We start from the raw sequence: 18,186 nt of genomic DNA, 5'->3' as shown, positions 1-18,186 counted from the left end.
TACATGCCCCACCCGGTGATGCCGTAGTGGAACAGCGTCCACACCGTCGCGTCACGGGCCGCCTCGACGCTCTCGGCCTCGAGGACCGGCGGAGCCATGTACTGGCTGGCCGGCTCGACGACCGAGTAGAACATGACGTCGGTGCCGATGCCCGCCGCGAACAACATCGAGGCCCACGCGAACGTGGAGAACTCGGGGCGGGAGTGGTCCGGGCCCAACCGGATGTGTCCGTACCGCGACACCCCGAGGTAGAGCACGAAGAGCAGGACGGCGGTCGCGAGCAGGACGTAGAACCAGCCGAACCACTCGGTGACCCAGGCCGTCACCGACCCGAGGGCGCTCTCGGCAGAGGTAGGGGCAGCCAGTGCCCAGATCGCCATGACGAGCACGCCGATCAGGGAGGCAGCGAAGACGGGAACACGGACCGGCGGTCCGGCCATGGCGCGGGCTCGAGCGTCGTTGCTCATGAGACCTCCAGGGATTGTCGCGGTGGTGGATACCCGTGAGTGGGGACTCAGGTGGCCTTCGTGGGGGCGTTGAGCGGGCTGCCCGCGCGGTGGTTGTACCAAGGCGCGTCGGACGGCGGGAGAGGGGTGTTTCCCGCGATGAGGTCAGCTGCCTTCTCGGCGAGCATGATGACCGGGGCGTAGATGTTGCCGTTGGTCACGTAGGGCATGGCGCTGGCGTCGACGACCCGCAGGCCCTGCGTCCCGTGCACCGCCATGGTGAGCGGGTCGAGCACCGACATGTCGTCGATGCCCATGCGGGCCGTGCAGCTCGGGTGCAGAGCGGTCTCGGCGTCCTTGCGGACCCAGTCGAGGATCTCCTCGTCGGTCTCCACGCTGGGCCCGGGCGAGATCTCACCGTCGTTGAACGGGTCCATCGCGCTCTGCCCGAGGATGTGCCGCGCGACGCGGATCGATTCGATCCACTCACGACGGTCCTGGTCGGTGGACAGGTAGTTGAACCGCATCGCCGGCTTGTCCAGCGGGTTGGTGGTCTTGATCTTGATGGTGCCGCGGGCATCGGAGTACATCGGGCCGATGTGCACCTGGTAGCCGTGGCCCTTGATCGGGCTCGACCCGTCGTAGCGGATCGCGATCGGCAGGAAGTGGAACATCAGGTTGGGGTAGTCGACGTCGTCGTTGCTGCGCACGAAGCCACCACCCTCGAAGTGGTTGGTCGCGCCCAGGCCCTTGCGGAAGAAGAGCCAGTCGGCGGCCAGCTTGGGCCGGTTGTGGTACTTCAGCCCCGGTGCGATGGACACCGGTTGCTTGCTCGCGTACTGGATGTAGACCTCGAGGTGGTCCTGGAGGTGCTCGCCGACCCCCTTGACGTCGGCCACCGGCGTGATGCCGAGTGCCTTGAGCTCGTCGGCGTTGCCGACGCCGGACAGCTGGAGCAGCTGCGGGGTGTTGATCGCGCCACCGCAGAGCACGACCTCGCCCGCCCGGACGGTGTGGGTGGCTCCGAGCTGGGTGTACTCGACCCCGACCGCCCGGGTGCCCTCGAAGAGGATCCGGGTGGTCATGGCCAGGGTGCGCACGTGCAGGTTCGGACGGTTCATGACCGGGTGCAGGTAGGCGCGAGCAGCCGACCAGCGGCGGCCGCGGTTGATGTTGCGGTCGAACTTCGCGAAGCCTTCCTGCCGGTAGCCGTTGACGTCATCGGTGAGGGGATAGCCCGCCTCGACGGCCGCGGCGAAGAAGGCACCGAACAGCGGGTTGGTGGCGGGTCCACGTTCCAGGATGAGCGGGCCGCTGCCACCGCGCCACTCGTCGGCGCCGGCGCGGCAGGTCTCCATCTTCTTGAAGTAGGGCAGGCAGTGGGCGAAGTCCCAGGTCTCCATGCCCGGGTCGGAGGCCCAGCGCTCGTAGTCCATCGGGTTGCCCCGCTGGAAGATCATCCCGTTGATCGAGCTCGACCCACCGAGCACCTTGCCGCGGGCGTGGTAGATCCGACGGCCGTTCATGTGCGGCTCGGGCTCGGACTCGTACTTCCAGTCGTAGAACCGGCTGCCGATGGGGAACGGCAGAGCTGCCGGCATGTGGATGAACGGGTCGATCTTCAGGTCGGCCCGGCCGGCCTCGAGGACGAGCACCGAGGTCCCGGCGTCGGCGGACAACCTGTTGGCGATGACGCACCCGGCGCTGCCGCCGCCGACGACGACGACGTCGACCCGGTCCGGTGCCGCGCCCAGCGTCGTCCTGGCCAGCGCCTCACTGGCGCGATCCGGCATCCGAAGTTTCATGTCCACCATCCTGAGGGGGCGGGCGTGGTGTTGCGCCACACGTGTTTGGTCTCCTGGTACTCCTCGAGGCCGAGCTCTCCGAGCTCACGCCCGATTCCGGACTGCTTGTAGCCGCCCCACTCCGCCTGGGCGACGTAGGGGTGGTAGTCGTTGATCCAGACCGTGCCCATCCGCAGGCGGCGGGCGATGCGGTCGGCCCGGGACTGGTCGGTGGTCCAGATGGCGCCCGCGAGCCCGAAGATCGAGTCGTTCGCCAGCGCGACCGCCTCGTCCTCGGTGGTGAAGGTCTCGACGGTCAGCACCGGTCCGAACGACTCCTCCTGCACGATGCTCATGTCGCTGCGGCACCGGTCGAACACGGTGGGCGGGAAGTAGTAGCCGTCAGCGAGGTCACCCTCGGTCGCGCGCTCGCCACCCAGGCGCAGCCGGGCACCCTCGGCGACCCCCGCGGCGACGTAGGCCTCCACCTTGCGCAGGTGGGCCTCGCTCGTCAGCGGCCCGGTCTGGGCCGCGTCGTCGAACGGGCCGCCGAGCCGGATGCCGCGGGCGCGCGCGATGATCTCGTCGACGAACTCCTCGGCGATGGACTCCTCGACGATCAGCCGCGCCCCGGCGGAGCAGACCTGGCCGGAGTGCAGGAAGACCGCGGTCATCGCGTTGTCGAGGGCTGCCTCGCGATCGGCGTCGGCGAAGACGATGTTGGGGTTCTTGCCGCCGAGTTCCAGCGCCACCCGCTTGACCGTCGGTGCGGCCGCCGCCATGAGGTGTCGCCCGACGGCCAGGCTGCCGGTGAACGAGACCAGGTCGACGCGGGGGTCGCTGGACAGCGGCCCGCCGCAGCCGGCGCCGGTGCCGAGCACGAGGTTCGCGACTCCTGCGGGCACGCCGGCCTCGTCGAGGATGCGGATCAGGTGCACGCTGGAGTGCGGGGTGATCTCGCTGGGCTTGAGCACGAAGGTGTCGCCGGCCGCGAGTGCCGGGGCGACCTTCCAGCTGGCCTGCAGGAGGGGGTAGTTCCACGGCGTGATGAGGGCACACACGCCGATCGGTTCCTTGCGGATCGTGCTCTCGACACCCTCGCGCCCGACGTCGGCGACGCGACCGGCATCGGATGCCGTGGACGCGACCTTCGCGTAGTGGCGAAAGACCGAGACGACGTCCGCGACGTCGTACTCGGCCTCGACGTAGCGCTTGCCGGTGTCGAGCGCCTCGGCCCGGGCGATCTGCGCCGAGTCGCGCTCGAGGAGGTCGGCGACCCGGGAGAGCACCTCGCCCCGTGCCGACATCGGCATGGTCGGCCACTCGCCGTCATCGAAGGCGGCGCGGGCCGCGGCGATGGCGGTCAGGGTGTCGACCTCGCTGGCCTCGGCGACGGTGGCGACGAACGAGCCGTCTGCGGGGCAGCGGATGTCGCGTGTTGCGCCGTCCGCAGCCGGTCGCCACTGACCGTCGATGAACAGTTCCGCCACGGCACCTCCCACTGGTTGCACCATGTGCAACATCGATGTGATGTGCGCAACAGAATGGTGCAGGCGCGGGTGCCGGTCAAGGGATGACCATTCGGTGGCGGCCCCGTGAGTGCGCTCAGCGCTCCGGGGGGACGTGCGCCAGGCGGCTGCTGATCTCGGTCGTCGCGGTGCGCACGAGGGGGAGGATCTCGGCGATCCGGGCCTCGTCGAAGCGGAAGGAGGGGCCGGACACGCTGACGGACGCCACGACGTCACCGTGCGCGTCACGCACGGGCGCCGCCACCGCCGTCAGGCCGACGTCGAGCTCGTCGGTGGCGACGGCGAAACCGCGCTGACGCACCTGCGCCAACTCGTCCTCCAGGAGTGCTCGATCGGTGACGGTCGACGGGGTGTAGGCCACGAGCTCACCGAGCATGCGGGTCAGTTCGGTGCCGTCGAGTTCGCTGACGAGGACCTTGCCGTTGCTCGACGCGTGGATCGGGATGTGCTGGCCGACCCAGTTGTACGAGGACAGGGTCGAGGTGCCCGAGACCTGGTCGACGTAGAGAACCGCACCACCCGACAGGACGGCCAGGTTGACCGTCTCACCGGTGTCGGCCGCGAGGCGGCGGCACACGGGGCGGGCTTCCTGGGCCAGGTCGAGACGGGCCGTCGTGGCGCCTGCGAGCTTGAGCACCCCGACCCCGAGGCGGTAGTGGCCGCGGTCCTCGACCTGTTCGACGAGGCGCCGCCGCTCGAGGGCGGCGACCAGCCGACTCGCCGTCGACTTGTGGACCCCGAGTTCGCGGGCGAGCTGTGTCACGCCTGCAGTGCCGTGGACGGCGAGCAGCTCGAGGATGGTCACCGCGCGGTCGACGGACTGCACCGTGCCCGACGCCGGTCGGTTTGTGGTGCGCATGGCGGAACAGTATCGGGTGGTTCGGCTCGGCCGTCTAGCGTGGGGGTATGACCAGCACCCCCGCGACCACTGCGACCGCCCCGACCACGGATGCCGTTCTCGTCCTGTCCTGCCCCGATCAGCGCGGCATCGTCGCCGCGGTGTCGGCGCTGCTGTTCGACCACGGTGCGAACATCGAGGAGTCGCAGCAGTTCGACGACGTGCGCACCGACCAGTTCTTCATGCGGATCCGCTTCTCGGTCTCCGCCGGGGGCCCGGACGTCGGGCGCTGGCGCGAGCTCTTCGCCGACGTCGCCGCGCGCTTCGACATGCAGTGGCAGATTCGCGGCGTCGCCGACCCCTACCGTGCCCTGATCATGGTCAGCCGTTTCGGGCACTGCCTCAACGACCTGCTCTTCCGCTGGCGTTCCGGTGCGCTGACGATGGACATCCCGGCGGTGGTGTCCAACCACCGCGACCTCGAACCACTCGTGACGTCGTACGGCATCCCGTTCCACCACGTCCCGGTCACGGCGGACACCAAGTCGCAGGCGGAGGCCCGCCTGCGCGAGATCGTCGCCGAGCACGACGTCGACCTCGTCGTGCTGGCCCGCTACATGCAGGTGCTCTCCGACGACCTGTCACGTGACCTGTCCGGCCGGGTCATCAACATCCACCACTCGTTCCTGCCCTCGTTCAAGGGCGCCAAGCCCTACCACCAGGCGTTCGCGCGGGGCGTCAAACTCGTCGGGGCGACGGCTCACTACGTGACGGCGGACCTCGACGAGGGGCCGATCATCGACCAGGACGTCGTGCGCGTGGACCACCGGATGGCCGCCGAGGACCTCGTTCGTGCCGGCGAGGAGGTCGAGTCGCGGGTGCTGGCGCGAGCGGTGCGCTGGCACTGCGAGTCGCGGGTGCTGCTCAACGGCGACCGGACGGTCGTCTTCAGCTGACGCGCACGCCGTCGGGCCGGTGCCCGACTCCTCGACCGGGGCCGGGAGGTCTCAGGCGTGGCGGTGCGGCAGGTGCAGGTGCGGCAGGTGCAGCCGCACGTGCGGTAGGTGGCGACGCCGTCGCGGCCGCGGGGCGACCGGGGTGCGCTCGACGGACGTGGGGGTCAGGGATGCGGCGATGCCGGGCGTGATCATGTGCATGTCCCTCAGGAGGTCCCGGCGGCGCCCCTGATACCGGTGCCCGGCGTGGTCTCGTGGCGACGGTCACCGAACCGGCCTGTGGACAACTCGGAGAGGCCCGCCGGGACGGGCAGGGTGGGGCCATGAGCTTCCACGACCTCCCCGAGAACTGGTCCGACCTCCCGCTCGACACGCCCGGCCTGGCGGCAGACGTCGCCGACCTGGTCGTGGGGGACGAGGATCGAGCCAACGGCTGCGTCGGCCTGATCCTGGTGGGCCCCGACCGCCGGATGGCGCAACCCTGCCTGGTCAACGAGGTCGACGACACAGTCGATCCTCAGGAGTTCGCGCCGTTCCTCGCGCAACTGTGCGGCATGGTCGCGGACACCGACGGGTCGATGATCTTCGTGCGCGGGCGCTCGGGTCCCGCCCTGCTCACCGACGTCGATCGACGCTGGCACCAGATCGCCACCGACGCCTGCAGGAATGGCGGCGTCACGCTCCTTGGTGCCTTCCTCGCCGCCGACTCAGGGGTGCGGGCATTTCCGCAGGCGTGGACCGACGTGCGCGCATCGTGATGGGGTCGGCCCCCGCGCTCAGCACTCGATGACGTTGACGGCGAGCCCGCCGCGCGAGGTCTCCTTGTACTTGACCTTCATGTCGCGACCGGTGTCGCGCATCGTCTTGATCGCCTTGTCCAGTGAGACGACCTGACGCCCGGTGCCCCGCAGCGCGATCCGGGCGGCGGTGATCGCCTTGACCGACGCCACCGCGTTGCGCTCGATGCACGGGATCTGCACGAGCCCACCCACGGGGTCGCAGGTGAGCCCGAGGTTGTGCTCGATGCCGATCTCGGCCGCGTTCTCGACCTGGTCGGGGGTCCCGCCGAGCACCTCGGCCAGGGCGCCGGCCGCCATCGAGCAGGCCGAGCCGACCTCGCCCTGGCAGCCGACCTCCGCGCCGGAGATCGACGCGTTCTCCTTGTAGAGGCTCCCGATCGCGGCGGCGGTGAGCAGGAAGCTCACGACGCCGTCGTCGTCGGCACCGGGCACGAAGCGGGTGTAGTAGTGCAGGACCGCGGGGATGATGCCCGCCGCTCCGTTGGTCGGGGCGGTCACGATGCGCCCGCCGGACGCGTTCTCCTCGTTGACGGCCAGGGCGTACAGCGTGACCCAGTCCATGGCCGCGAGCGGGTCCCCGGGGTGCTCGGTGCGCAGCTGGCGCGCGAGCCGCGGGGCCCGGCGCTGCACCTTGAGGCCGCCGGGGAGCACACCCTCGGCGCGGCATCCGTTGTCGACGCACTCCTGCATGACCTGCCACAGGTGCAGCAGGCCCTCGCGGACCTCGGCCTCGGTGCGCCACGAGAGCTCGTTGGCGAGCATCACGCCGCTGATCGGCAGGCCGGTCTCGGCGCACCGGGCGAGCAGCTGGTCCCCGGTGGTGAACGGGTACCGCACGGGGGTGTGGTCGGGAACGATCTTGTTCTCGCCCACCTCGTCCTCGTCCAGCACGAATCCGCCCCCGACGGAGTAGTACTCACGCTGGCGCAGCGGTGCCTCGTCCTCGGCGGGCTCGGCGCTCGCGTACGCCGCGAACCGCATGCCGTTGGCGTGGAAGGGCAACGTGGCGCGGCGGTGCAGCACCACGTCGTCGGCGACGTCGCAGCGGATGCCGTGCTCGCCCGCCAGCTGCAGGATGCCGTCGCGCACCACCGCGTCCAGGCGCGCGTCGGCGCCCCGTGGGTCGGTGTGTTCGGGCTGCTCGCCCTCCAGGCCCAGGACCACGGCCTTGACCGACCCGTGGCCGTGGCCGGTGGCGCCCAGGGAGCCGAAAAGCTCGGCGCGCACCCGGCCGACGCGGGGGAGGAGGCCGTCGGTGCGCAGGCCTTCGGCGAAGGTGTGCGCGGCCCGCATCGGGCCCACCGTGTGGGAGCTGGACGGGCCGATGCCCACCGAGAAGAGGTCGAACGCGCTGATGGCCATGGCCCAGAGCCTGCCTCAGTCGCCGAGCTCCCGGCGGCGCCGGGTCACGAAGGCCTCGAGCTCGGACCGGATGCCGTCGTCGAGCGTCGGCTCCTCGTACTCCTCGAGGCGCTTGCGCCAGATGCCGGCGGCGCGGGTCGCGGTGTCCTGGGCACCATTGCGCATCCAGCGCTCGTAGTTGTCCGAGGAGTTGAGGAAGGGGCGGTAGAAGCAGGTGCGGAAGCGCTCCATCGTGTGCATCGAGCCCAGGAAGTGGCCACCGTGGCCCACTTCCTGGTGGGCGTCGAACGCCAGCGAACCCGGGTCGATCTCCAGCGGGGTGAACTCGTGCTGGAGCATCTCGACGATCTGGCAGTCGATGACGAACTTCTCGAAGCCGGCGACCAGACCACCTTCGAGCCAGCCCGCGGTGTGCATGACCCAGTTGGTGCCCGCGAGGAACGTCGGCATGAGTGTCATCAGCGCCTCGTAACCGGCCTGCGCGTCAGGGACCTGGGACGAGGTGAGCCCGCCACCGGAACGGAACGGCAGGGTGAAGTGGCGGGCGATCTGCCCGGTGCACAGCAGCCCGATGCCGGACTCCGGGGTGCCGAACGTCGGCGAGCCCGACTGCATGTCGATGTTGGACAGGAACGAGCCGAAGATCACCGGGCACCCGGGACGGATGAGCTGCGCCAGGGCGATGCCGGAGAGCGCCTCGGCCATCTGCTGCACCAGGGCGGCGGGGATCGTCACGGGAGACATCGCACCCATGAGGATGAACGGGGTGAGGACCACGGGCTGCGCGGCGGCGCAGTACTCGAACAGGGCGTCGAGCATGCGGTCGTCCCAGCGCAGGGGCGAGTTGCAGTTGATCAGGCTGATGGAGGCCGGGCGGGCCTCGATCGCCTCGCGGCCGCCGAAGAGGATCTCGGACATCGCGATGACGTCGCGGGCGTTCTCGCCGGAGACGACGTTGCCCATGAACACCTTGTCGGTGAGCGTCATGAGCGACAGCGTCATGTCGAGGTGGCGCGAGTCCAGGGGGGCGTCATTCGGCTCGCAGACCACGCCGCCCGCTGAGTCGAGCACCGAGAAGGACTGGGAGAGCTTCGCGAAGTTGCGGTAGTCCTCCAGCGTGCCGTCGCGCCGGACGTCCCCCTCGCGCACGAAGGGCGGACCGTAGACCGCACCGAAGGCCATCGAGTCGCCGCCGATGTGGATGCTGCGCTCGGCGTTGCGGGCGTGCACGTCGAACTCGCGCGGGGCCTTGGCGACCTGCTCGAGCACGAACTCGGGGTCGAGGAAGACGGTGTTGTCCTCGACCCGCTGGCCCGCGGCCCGGAACAGGTCCAGGGCCCGGTCGCTCATGAACTCGACGCCGATCTCGGTCACGAGTCGACGCCACCCGGCATCCAACTGGGCGAGGGCATCGGCCGAGAGGATCTCGTAACGCGGCATGCGGTTGGTGAACATCGGGCGTGCCTTTCGGTGGCGATCGACATTGACGGTGAGCCGGCTCACATCCTAGCCTCATCATGTGGGACTCTGGTTCCACATCGTGAGGCAGTTTCTTCCGGGCGTGCCCGGACCGGAGCAGGAGAGGACGTCGCGTGACCACACCAACCGTGGGTACTGGAACCCAGTCGATCGACCGTGCCGCCGACCTGCTCGCCCGAGTGGTCCGCGCACCCTCACCGGTCACCTTCACCGAGCTCGCCGAGGTCACCGGCCTCGCACGATCGACGACCTCCCGGCTGCTGTCCGCGCTCGAGCGAGCCGACCTGCTGGCGCGCGACGAGCAGGCACGCTGGATCCCGGGTGCCCTCTTCGACCACTACGCCGCCCGACGTTCCGACGACGCGCACCTCGTCGAGGCCGCGGATTCCACGATGCGGGCCCTGGGGGACCTGACGGGCGAGACCGTCAACCTCGGTGTGCCTCGTCGCGGCACGGTCGTCCAGGTCGCCCAGGTCGACTCCTCGTACTACCTGGGCTCGCGGGACTGGGTCGGCACCGACGTCCCCGCCCACTGCTCAGCCCTGGGCCTGGTGCTGTACGCGCACGGCGCCCTGCCCGCGCCCTCCGGGAAGCTCGAGGCGCTGACTCCCGCGTCCCTCGCGACCGGGGCGGCCCTCAAGGCGCGACTCCCCGGCATCCGGCACGACGGCTTCTCGACCACCGTCGACGAGCTCGAACCGGGGCTGACCGGGGTGGCGGCACCGGTCCGGCTCGGTGGCACGGTCGTCGCGGCGCTCGGCATCTCCGGGCCCACCTCTCGTCTCGCGGCGGACCTCAGGTCCACCGGAACCCTCGTCGCGGCACATGCCAAGGCGCTCTCGAACCGTCTCGATCACCACCACCAGGAAGGCGCAGCATGACTCCCGACGAAATCCTCCAAGGGCTCTATGACCAGACCCTCGTCGGCAACGGCCCTGCCGTGCTCGACCTCACCCACCAGGCGCTCGACGGGGGCATGGAGCCTGGCACGATGCTCTTCGACGCCCTGATCCCCGCGCTGGAAGAGGTCGGTGCGCGCTTCGAGCGCGGCGACTTCTTCGTGCCCGAGATGCTCATCGCCGGGCGTGCGATGGCCGGGTCGATGGAGGTGCTGCGGCCGCTGCTCGCCGAGACCGGCGTCGAGACGATCGGCAAGTTCCTCATGGGCACCGTCAAGGGGGACGTGCACGACATCGGCAAGAACCTCGTCAACATCATGCTCGAGGGCGCCGGCTTCGAGGTCATCGACCTCGGCGTGCAGGTGGCCCCGGAGAAGTTCGTCTCCGCGATCGAGGAGCACCAGCCCGACATCGTCGGCTTCTCCGCCTTCCTCACCACGACCATGCCGATGTTCAAGGCGAACATCAACGCCCTCCAGAAGGCGGGGCTGCGCGACTCGGTCATCGTCATGGTCGGCGGCGCCCCGGTCACCCAGGAGTACGCGGATGCCGTCGGTGCCGACGGCTACGCCTCCGACGCCTCCGCGACCGTCAAGCGCGCGAAGGCCCTGCTCGAGGCCCGTCGGACGAAGGTGCCCGCATGAGCGCGCCCCTGCGCCGGACCGTGCTGCGCTCGGCCAGCAAGGAGGTGGTCATCGCCGCCGACCAGCCGTTCTGCGTCATCGGCGAGCGGATCAACCCCACGGGCCGCCCGGTGTTCCAGAAGGCGCTGCGCGAGGGCGACCTGTCGATCATCGAGAAGGACGTCGCCGCCCAGGTGGCCGGGGGCGCCAACGTCCTCGACATCAACATGGGGGTGCCCCTCACCGACGAGGCCGACCTGCTCGTGCGGGCCATCCAGCTCGTCCAGCAGGTCACCGACCTGCCGATCTGCATCGACTCCTCGGTCGTCGAAGCCCTCGAGGCCGGGCTGGCCGCCTACCAGGGCCGTGCCCTGGTCAACTCGGTGACCGCCGAGGACGAGCGACTCGAGGCCATCCTCCCGCTGGTCAAGAAGTACGACGCCGCGATCGTCGCGCTGCCCAACGACGAGCACGAGATCCCGATGGAGCACCAGCGGCGCCTCGAGCTCACCGAGAAGATCGTCCGGGTCGCCACGCAGGAGTACGGGATCGCCATCGACGACATCGTCATCGACCCCCTCGCCATGCCGATCGGCGCCGACCCCACCGTGGGTCGCGAGACGCTCCTGACGATCCGCGGCATCGTCGAGCAGTGGGGCCTGAACACCACCTGCGGTGCCTCGAACGTCAGCTTCGGGATGCCGGGTCGTCACGCGATCAACGGCGCCTGGCTCTCGCTCGCCATGTCCGCCGGCATGACCAGCGCGATCATGGACGCCCGCACGCCGCACGTCGTCGACGCCGTGCGCGCCAGCGACCTGCTGCTCGGCAACGACGAGTGGGGCTCGGCGTGGATCACCACGCACCGGGCGCGCCAGGCCGCCGCAGCCGCCGAGGCCGCAGCCGCTGAGGCGGCCGCGGCATCCACCGCCTCGGCGTGAGCGACGGACGAGGCCCGGGAGCCCCGTTCGGCGACGTCGTCGACGGTCTGCGCCGCGAAGGTCTGCTCGAGCCCCCGCCGCCGGCGGCGGAGGTCGGGGAGCCGCACGAGGGCACCGGCCGGGTGCAGCTGACCTTCGAGCCGGCCGGGCGCACCTTCCGGGTCCCCCCGGGGGTGTCGGTGTTCGATGCCGCCTCGTGGAACGGCATCGCCATCGACTCCACGTGCGGAGGGCACGGCACCTGCCGCAAGTGCCTCGTTCGGGTGACCTCCGGGTCGGCGCCGGTGACCCGGCACGACCGGCGCACCTTCTCCGAGGACCAGATCGCCGAGGGCTGGCGCCTGGCGTGCCTGGTCAAGGCGACCCACGACCTCGGCCTCGAGGTGCCACCGCTCGTCACGCGACCCAAGGCGTCGACGGTCGGCGTCGGGCGCCAGGTCATCCTGCGGCCGGGGGTGCAGAAGCGGTACGTCGAGCTGACCGACCCGACGCTGGCCGACCAGCGCACCGACCTGCAGCGCCTTCGCGACGCGGTCGACGACCTCACCCTGAACCCCGACCTGCACGCCCTGCGCCGGCTGCCCACCGTGCTGCGCCAGAGCGACTTCAAGGTCACCGCGGTCGTCGTCGACGAGGTGCTCATCGACGTCGAGCCCGGTGACACCACCGGGTCGCGCCACGCCATCGCGTACGACCTCGGGACGACGACTGTCGTCGCCACGCTGCTCGACCTCGAGACCGGCACCCCGGTGGCGGTGGCCTCGATGCTCAACAAGCAACAGCCCTTCGGCGGTGACGTGATCACCCGGATCAGCGCGACGATGATGGATCCGGAGGCGCTCGGGCGACTCACCCAGCTGGCACGCCAGACCCTCTCCGAGCTCGCCGGGGAGGTGCTCGACGAGGGTGGCATCTCGCCGCAGAGCGTGTACGAGGTGGCGCTGGCGGGCAACGCGACGATGACCGCGTTGCTGCTCGGCATCGACCCCGAACCGCTGGGGGTGGCGCCGTTCATCCAGGTCAGTGCCGACTGGCCGGTGCTGCACGCCAGCGACCTCGGCATCGACGTGCACCCCGGAGCCCGCGCGACGATCTTCCCGGCGCTCGGGGCCTACGTCGGCGGCGACATCGTGGCGGGCATGCTCGCCAGCGGCCTCGATCGCGACAAGCGGGTGCGGCTGTTCATCGACGTCGGCACCAACTGCGAGATCGCCCTCAGCGACGGTGAGCGGATCGTCACGACGGCTGCCCCTGCAGGGCCGGCCTTCGAGGGCGGTGCCATCCGCTGTGGCATGCGGGCAGCCGACGGGGCCATCGAGGTGATCACCCTGAACGCGGGTGCGTCCGGCGACGACGAGGCGGTCACGCTCGGCGTCATCGGCGACGCGGAACCCCGCGGCATCTGCGGTTCGGGCCTGGTCGATGCCGTGGCCGAGCTCGTGCGCGTGGGCCTGCTCGACGAGTCGGGTCGCCTCATCAGCGACGAGGCCGCCGCCGCCTCGGTGCCGGCGCTGGCCGGTCGGCTGGCCACCATCGGGGACGGCGAGCGGGTGTTCATCCTGCACCGGCCGACTCCCGATGCGCCGACGGTCGAGTGCGTCTACCTCTCGCAGCGCGACGTGCGCGAGCTGCAGTTCGCCAAGGCCGCGATCTCGACGGGGTGGACCCTGCTCCTCGAGGAGCTCGGCGTGACCCCGCGGGACGTGCAGCAGGTGCTGCTCGCCGGGTCGTTCGGCTCCTACCTGTCACCGTCGTCGGCCGTGCGGATCGGTCTGGTGCCCAAGCTGCCCGTGCTGCGCATCGTCTCGGCGGGCAACGTCGCCGGTGAGGGCGCGAAGATGGTGTTGCTGTCGGCGCGTGAGCGGGCCGGTGCCGACGCGATGCTCGCTGAAGTCGCGTACATCGAGCTCTCGGACCGGCCTGACTTCAACGACCGCTTCATCGACCAGCTCGCGTTCCCCGTCTGAGCATGGGCGTGCCGTCTGGGCGGGTCGCGCTCGTCGCGTGCGGGGCCATCGCCCAACCCGCGGCGGATGCCGTGGCGCGCCGCGCGTGGCCCGTCGACGTCCACCCCCTGCCGCCCTTGCTCCACAACCGGCCCGAACGCATCGCGGATGCCGTCGAGGCCCTGGTCCTCCAGCTGCGGGGGCGCTACGACCGGGTGGTCGTGGGCTACGCCGACTGCGGTACCTACGGAGCGTTGGATGCCGTCTGCGAACGGCTGCACGTCGACCGCCTTCCGGGGCTGCACTGCTACGACCTCTTCGCCGGGTCGGACGTGGTGACCCAGCTCTCCGAGGACGAGCCGGGCACCTACCTGCTCACCGACTTCCTCGTGAAGTCGTTCGCGCGCACGGTGATCCAGGAACTCGGCCTCGACCGGCATCCCGAACTGCGTGATGACTACTTCCGCCACTACACCCGGGTCGTGTGGCTGGTGCAGACGACGGATCCGGTGGAGCGGGCCGAGCTGCGCACCCTGGCGCAGGCCGCGGCCGACCGCATCGGGCTGCCGCTCCAGGTGCGGCGCACGGGCGAGAGCGGCCTCGAGCGCGCCCTCGCCTCCCTCCTTCCCGACCCCTCCTGACCGACCTGCACATCAGGATCGGGTCGTCTAGGGTCGTGCAGGTGCTCGAGGGACTGACTCCTGCGAGCCTCGTCGGGGGACTGGTGCCCTTCGTCGTGGCCGCGCTGACTCTGCTCGTGTTCCGGTGGCGGCGGCGTGACGAGGTGTTCGTCAACCTCACGCCCGGAGAAGTCCCGGGGCTCGGTGAAGCCGGTGACAGCGCCCGAGTGCGCCGCGGCGTCGAGTACTCGGGCGCCGTGGCTCCCCGCTTCCACCAGCCCGAGCACTCGACCCCGGCCCTGTCGGGCACGGTGATCGACGGCGTGGTGCACGGGCGTGACCTCGCCGCCACCCTCGTGGACCTGGCCCTGCGCGGGCACGTGCTCCTCGCGCGCGAGGGCAAGGACTGGCGGGTCACCAGGGCCGACGTGACGGCAGACCCGCTCGCGCCCCACGAGGTGGCGCTTCTCGACGCCGTGCTCGGTGGCGCGACCTCGGTACTGCTCGGCGACCTGCGACGGGCCGAGGTCGTGGCGCGCTGGCGGGCCGCCGAGATTTCGGTCTACCGGGCCGTGGTCGACCGGGGCTGGTACACCCGGCATCCGCGCTTGCGCAACGGGCGGCTCGCTGCGCTGGGGATGCTCCTCGTGGTGGCATCGGCCGTGGCAGGCGTGGTCTCCGGACTGGCGGAGGACCACCTGCGATGGGCCCCTCTGGGAGTGGGGCTCGGCCTCGGCGGCGCCTTGCTGCTGTGGCGCGGGCGCGGGCGCACTCCGCGCACGGCCACGGGGTCCGCAGCGCGAATCCAGGCCCTGGGCTACGAGCGGTACCTCGCCACCGCTGAGGCCGGCCAGCTGCGGCACGAGGAGCTCGCCGGCGAAGTGCGCGCCATGTTGCCCTACGCCGTTGCCTTCGGGGTCGCGGGCCACGTCGCCGCCGTCCTGGGTGATGCCCTGCGTGCCGCCCAGGTCGCGGCGGGCGCCCAGGCCGCGCTCGACATCGCCGTCGACGCCGCCATCGACCCCGGCGTGTGGGACCTCGTGTCGGGGCTTGTCGACCTCGCCGACCTGGACGTGAGCGGGCTCGGCGACCTCGTACCGGAGGACGCCTTCGAGGCCCTGGTCGAGGGGTTCGAGGGGCTCGGCGACGCCCTGGGTCACCTGGCCGGCGCCGTCGGTGACATCCTGCCCACCGACGGCTGCGGCGACGGCTGCGGCGAGGGGTGCCTGGACTTCTAGCGGCCCGCCAGGGCGGCGGCCATCTCGCCGATGTGCTCGGGTGAGGATCCGCAGCACGCTCCGATGACGTCGATGCCGAGGTCGCGCAGTTCGACCGCGTGCTCCCCCATGGCCTCGGGGCCGACGGTGTACACGAACCTGTCACCCTCGAGCGCGGGCAGTCCGGCGTTTGACTGGGCCACGAGGAGCAGCCCCTCGGGGCGGGCCGCCACGAGCTGCTCGGCGATGGTGCGCATCTCGTCGGGCCCGCGGCCGCAGTTGGCCCCGACGGCGTCGGCGCCCGCGGCGGCCAGCGCCGCCACGGCGGCGGCCGGTGAGACGCCCATCATGGTGCGCAGGTTCGTGTCGAAGGACATCGTCACGACGACCGGCAGGTCGGGTGCGACCTCGCGCGCGGCCGCCACGGCGGCGCTCGCCTCGCCGAGGTCACTCATCGTCTCGATCAGGATGAGGTCGGCGCCACCGGCGGCCAGCCCGCGCACCTGCTCGGCGAACAGGGCGGTCGCCTGCTGCGCGGTCAGGGTTCCGAGCGGTTCGAGCAGCTCACCCGTCGGGCCGATGTCGCCGGCCACGAGCACCGCGTGCCGGTCTGCGACCTCCCGCGCGATGGCAGCCCCCGCCCGGTTGACCTCCTCCGCCCGGCCGGACAGGCCGTGGGCGGCGAGACGGGGCTCGGTGGCGCCGAAGGTGTTGGTGGTGATGATGACGGCACCCGCGGCGGCGTACTCGTCGTGAAGCCTCGCCACGGCATCCGGGTTGTCGACGTTCCACGACTCCGCGCACTCGCCCGCAGGGAGCCCACGCTCCTGCAGCAACCAGCCGTATCCGCCGTCGAAGACGGCCGGGCGGTCAGCGAGCAGGGTCAGCAGTCGATTCGTCACCAAGGAAGGGTACGCAGCGCGGATGCCGTGCCCCGCCGCCGTCTCATCGGGCGCGGGTTCGGGCGCTCACCGCTTCGTCGAGCATGCGCTGGCGCCAGGTCTCGATGACCTCGACCTGGTTGAAGGTGAAGACGTGCAGCCCCTCGACCCGCAGGGCCGGATTGCTCGACAGGGCGGCGACCCGGCTGACGAAGCGGTCGGTGGAGAACCCGGGCGACGCGATGCGGGCGAAGATCGACTTCTGCTTGCGCAGGAACCGCAGTGACTCACCCACTCCGATCTTCGTCGCCATGCCGAGCAGCTTCGTGCGCTCGACGGGCCCGGGGACACCGACGAGCAGGGGGAGGGTGACCCCGCGGCGGCGCACGCGTTCGATCCAGGTTGCGAGGTGCTCGGCGTCGAAGGTCATGTTCGACACGATGTGGGTGGCGTAGTGCCGCTTGTCCCACATGGCCTGGACCGTGATGTCGTCGTCGATGGTCGGGTGCGACTCGGGGTAGCCGGTGATCCCGATGTGGCTGAAGCTGTGGCCGATCTCCTCGAGGTCGCGCAGCAGGTCGACGGCGCCGTGGTACGCCCCGGCCGGCGGGTCGGCGTCACCAGCAGGCACGAAGATCGCCGAGATGTCGTGCTCCTTCAGGCGGGCGACGATGTCGACGAGTTCGTCCCGGCCCGAGACCATGCGTGCTGCCACGTGCGGCACCACCCGGTAGCCGCTGTCGGCGAGCGCCGTGGCGAGGTCGAACGTGGCACCGAGGCCCTTGCCCGGTGCCGCCGTGACGGTGAGCGGCACGGTGAGGGGCACGTGGGCCCGCACCTTGTCCGCGATCGTCGCGGTGGGCATCACCTCGTAGCGGGCACCCTCGAGGAGGCGGGTCAGTGCCACCGTTGGCAATTCGTTGCTCATCATGCAACCTGTCTCGTCATACGCACCGGATGTCGCTTCAGCGTAGAGGGCGTCGGTGCTCGGCGCTAGCGTTGCCGACCATGGATCCGGGGACCGAGGTCACGACAGCGGCACGCCAGGGCGCCCTGCCGCTCACGGGTGTGCCCACCCCCCTCTATGCCGCCAGTCCGAGCAAGCTCCTGGCGTTCCTGGACTGCCCCCGCCGCTACCGGCTGCAGTACCTCGACCGGCCCTCCCCGCCCCGTCGGGCGCAACGAGCCCACACCTCGCTCGGCAACGCCGTCCACAACGCGCTGCGCGACTGGTGGGACCTCCCGGTCAGGACGCCGGATGCCGGGGCGGCCCTGGTCGACCGCGCCTGGATCGACGTCGGGTTTCGTGACGCCGAGCAGTCCCGCGTCTGGCGCGATCGGATGCGCACCGCGGTGGCGGCCTACCTGGAGTCCGTCGACCCGGACACCCCGCCGACCGGGATCGAGCGCACGGTGTCCTTCGTCAGCGGCGACCTGCGCCTGACCGGGCGCATCGACCGGCTCGACGACCGCGATGGTGAGCTCGTCGTCGTCGACTACAAGACCTCACGGGTGCCGTCCACCGACGACGAGGCGCGCACCTCGCTGGCGCTGGGCCTCTACGCCGCCGCCGTGTGGAAGATGTTCCGACGGCGCACGCTGCGCATCGAGCTGCACCACGTGCCTTCCGGCACGGTGGCCCCGCACGTACACACGCCCGAGTCGCTGACCCGCAAGGTCGAGCAGGCGCGTTCGATAGCCCGTGACGCCCAGCGGGCCGACCTCGACTTCGCCGACAAGGGTCAGGACAGCGAGGCGTTCCCGCCCCGACCCGGGCCCCTGTGTGGGTGGTGTGACCTGCGGGCGCACTGCCCCGAAGGTCAGGCGGCCGCCCCCGAGAAGGCGCCCTGGGCCGCGCTCGAGGA

Annotated in this window: 18 protein-coding genes; 9 read left to right on the top strand and 9 right to left on the bottom strand. The window is 70.9% G+C overall.

Annotation, left to right across the window (positions count from 1 at the left end; translation table 11 throughout):
* From PLL68_RS04945 to PLL68_RS04930, 4 genes are all read right to left on the bottom strand, one after another.
* The coding region (locus tag PLL68_RS04945; RefSeq protein WP_324532206.1) for a BCCT family transporter at positions 1-467 on the bottom strand (467 nt) is incomplete at its 3' end.
* A 47-nt stretch (positions 468-514) separates the two neighbouring features.
* Entirely contained in the window at positions 515-2,239 is a 1,725-nt protein-coding gene (betA, locus tag PLL68_RS04940; protein ID WP_502910671.1) for a choline dehydrogenase, read from the bottom strand.
* An 8-nt stretch (positions 2,240-2,247) separates the two neighbouring features.
* Positions 2,248-3,744 (bottom strand): aldehyde dehydrogenase family protein, encoded by a 1,497-nt coding sequence (locus PLL68_RS04935; RefSeq protein ID WP_502910669.1) that lies wholly within the window; start codon positions 3,742-3,744, stop codon positions 2,248-2,250.
* Positions 3,745-3,835: 91 nt separating this feature from the next.
* Positions 3,836-4,618, bottom strand: coding sequence for an IclR family transcriptional regulator (locus PLL68_RS04930; RefSeq protein ID WP_324532200.1), 783 nt, complete (start codon positions 4,616-4,618; stop codon positions 3,836-3,838).
* A 47-nt stretch (positions 4,619-4,665) separates the two neighbouring features.
* Between PLL68_RS04930 and purU the strand changes: the two genes are divergently transcribed.
* Positions 4,666-5,553: a formyltetrahydrofolate deformylase gene (gene purU / locus PLL68_RS04925; protein WP_324532198.1), complete on the top strand. Its 888-nt coding sequence runs from the start codon at positions 4,666-4,668 to the stop codon at positions 5,551-5,553.
* Between the two features lie 51 nt (positions 5,554-5,604).
* Here the strand turns inward: purU and PLL68_RS04920 are convergent, their stop codons facing one another.
* Entirely contained in the window at positions 5,605-5,748 is a 144-nt protein-coding gene (locus PLL68_RS04920; RefSeq protein WP_324532196.1) for a hypothetical protein, read from the bottom strand.
* A 128-nt stretch (positions 5,749-5,876) separates the two neighbouring features.
* Here PLL68_RS04920 and PLL68_RS04915 point away from each other — a divergent pair, with 128 nt between their 5' ends.
* Positions 5,877-6,311, top strand: a complete 435-nt coding sequence (locus PLL68_RS04915; RefSeq protein ID WP_324532195.1) for a hypothetical protein — start codon at positions 5,877-5,879, stop codon at positions 6,309-6,311.
* An 18-nt stretch (positions 6,312-6,329) separates the two neighbouring features.
* On the opposite strand, the gene PLL68_RS04910 is transcribed toward PLL68_RS04915, so the two are convergent.
* Both PLL68_RS04910 and PLL68_RS04905 read right to left on the bottom strand, forming a co-directional pair.
* On the bottom strand, positions 6,330-7,715 hold the full coding sequence (locus PLL68_RS04910) for an L-serine ammonia-lyase (RefSeq protein ID WP_324532193.1): 1,386 nt from the start codon (positions 7,713-7,715) through the stop codon (positions 6,330-6,332).
* A gap of 15 nt (positions 7,716-7,730) precedes the next feature.
* Positions 7,731-9,170: a trimethylamine methyltransferase family protein gene (locus PLL68_RS04905; RefSeq protein WP_324532191.1), complete on the bottom strand. Its 1,440-nt coding sequence runs from the start codon at positions 9,168-9,170 to the stop codon at positions 7,731-7,733.
* A gap of 137 nt (positions 9,171-9,307) precedes the next feature.
* Between PLL68_RS04905 and PLL68_RS04900 the strand changes: the two genes are divergently transcribed.
* Genes PLL68_RS04900 through PLL68_RS04875 form a run of 6 tightly spaced genes read left to right on the top strand, consistent with a single transcriptional unit; the run spans position 9,308 to position 15,461 of the window.
* Entirely contained in the window at positions 9,308-10,075 is a 768-nt protein-coding gene (locus tag PLL68_RS04900) for an IclR family transcriptional regulator (protein WP_324532189.1), read from the top strand.
* Entirely contained in the window at positions 10,072-10,737 is a 666-nt protein-coding gene (locus PLL68_RS04895) for a cobalamin B12-binding domain-containing protein (RefSeq protein ID WP_324532187.1), read from the top strand. Before PLL68_RS04900 ends, PLL68_RS04895 begins: the two co-directional genes overlap by 4 nt.
* The gene (locus tag PLL68_RS04890; RefSeq protein WP_324532185.1) at positions 10,734-11,657 is read left to right on the top strand and encodes a dihydropteroate synthase; all 924 of its coding nucleotides are present in this window, start codon (positions 10,734-10,736) and stop codon (positions 11,655-11,657) included. Before PLL68_RS04895 ends, PLL68_RS04890 begins: the two co-directional genes overlap by 4 nt.
* A complete protein-coding gene (locus PLL68_RS04885; protein WP_324532183.1) occupies positions 11,654-13,624 on the top strand; it encodes an ASKHA domain-containing protein in 1,971 nt (656 codons plus the stop codon). Before PLL68_RS04890 ends, PLL68_RS04885 begins: the two co-directional genes overlap by 4 nt.
* Before the next feature lie 8 nt (positions 13,625-13,632).
* Positions 13,633-14,244, top strand: a complete 612-nt coding sequence (locus PLL68_RS04880; RefSeq protein WP_324532181.1) for a DUF1638 domain-containing protein — start codon at positions 13,633-13,635, stop codon at positions 14,242-14,244.
* A 41-nt stretch (positions 14,245-14,285) separates the two neighbouring features.
* Entirely contained in the window at positions 14,286-15,461 is a 1,176-nt protein-coding gene (locus PLL68_RS04875; protein ID WP_324532179.1) for a DUF2207 family protein, read from the top strand.
* On the opposite strand, the gene PLL68_RS04870 is transcribed toward PLL68_RS04875, so the two are convergent.
* On the bottom strand, positions 15,458-16,342 hold the full coding sequence (locus PLL68_RS04870; protein ID WP_324532177.1) for a homocysteine S-methyltransferase family protein: 885 nt from the start codon (positions 16,340-16,342) through the stop codon (positions 15,458-15,460). The genes PLL68_RS04875 and PLL68_RS04870 overlap by 4 nt on opposite strands.
* Positions 16,343-16,385: 43 nt before the next feature.
* Entirely contained in the window at positions 16,386-17,249 is an 864-nt protein-coding gene (locus tag PLL68_RS04865) for a methylenetetrahydrofolate reductase (protein WP_324532176.1), read from the bottom strand.
* Between the two features lie 80 nt (positions 17,250-17,329).
* Here PLL68_RS04865 and PLL68_RS04860 point away from each other — a divergent pair.
* Positions 17,330-18,186 (top strand): RecB family exonuclease (locus PLL68_RS04860; protein WP_324532174.1); only part of this gene is annotated, 857 nt, incomplete at its 3' end.

Origin of the sequence: Ornithinibacter sp. (assembly GCF_035443565.1) — a bacterium.
Taxonomy (GTDB): Bacteria; Actinomycetota; Actinomycetes; order Actinomycetales; family Dermatophilaceae; genus Fodinibacter.
Note: the sequence above shows the minus strand (reverse complement) of the source record. Positions and strands in the feature narration are given on the sequence as shown.

Bases quoted from the DNA above. Each gene is read 5' to 3' on its own strand.
- purU (WP_324532198.1), top strand. From the start codon at position 4,666: ATGACCAGCACCCCCGCGACCACTGCGACCGCCCCGACCACGGATGCC.
- PLL68_RS04930 (WP_324532200.1), bottom strand. From the start codon at position 4,618: ATGCGCACCACAAACCGACCGGCGTCGGGCACGGTGCAGTCCGTCGAC.
- PLL68_RS04915 (WP_324532195.1), top strand. From the start codon at position 5,877: ATGAGCTTCCACGACCTCCCCGAGAACTGGTCCGACCTCCCGCTCGAC.
- betA (WP_502910671.1), bottom strand. From the start codon at position 2,239: ATGCCGGATCGCGCCAGTGAGGCGCTGGCCAGGACGACGCTGGGCGCG.
- PLL68_RS04905 (WP_324532191.1), bottom strand. From the start codon at position 9,170: ATGTTCACCAACCGCATGCCGCGTTACGAGATCCTCTCGGCCGATGCC.
- PLL68_RS04895 (WP_324532187.1), top strand. From the start codon at position 10,072: ATGACTCCCGACGAAATCCTCCAAGGGCTCTATGACCAGACCCTCGTC.
- PLL68_RS04890 (WP_324532185.1), top strand. From the start codon at position 10,734: ATGAGCGCGCCCCTGCGCCGGACCGTGCTGCGCTCGGCCAGCAAGGAG.
- PLL68_RS04865 (WP_324532176.1), bottom strand. From the start codon at position 17,249: ATGAGCAACGAATTGCCAACGGTGGCACTGACCCGCCTCCTCGAGGGT.
- PLL68_RS04920 (WP_324532196.1), bottom strand. From the start codon at position 5,748: ATGATCACGCCCGGCATCGCCGCATCCCTGACCCCCACGTCCGTCGAG.
- PLL68_RS04935 (WP_502910669.1), bottom strand. From the start codon at position 3,744: ATGGTGCAACCAGTGGGAGGTGCCGTGGCGGAACTGTTCATCGACGGT.
- PLL68_RS04910 (WP_324532193.1), bottom strand. From the start codon at position 7,715: ATGGCCATCAGCGCGTTCGACCTCTTCTCGGTGGGCATCGGCCCGTCC.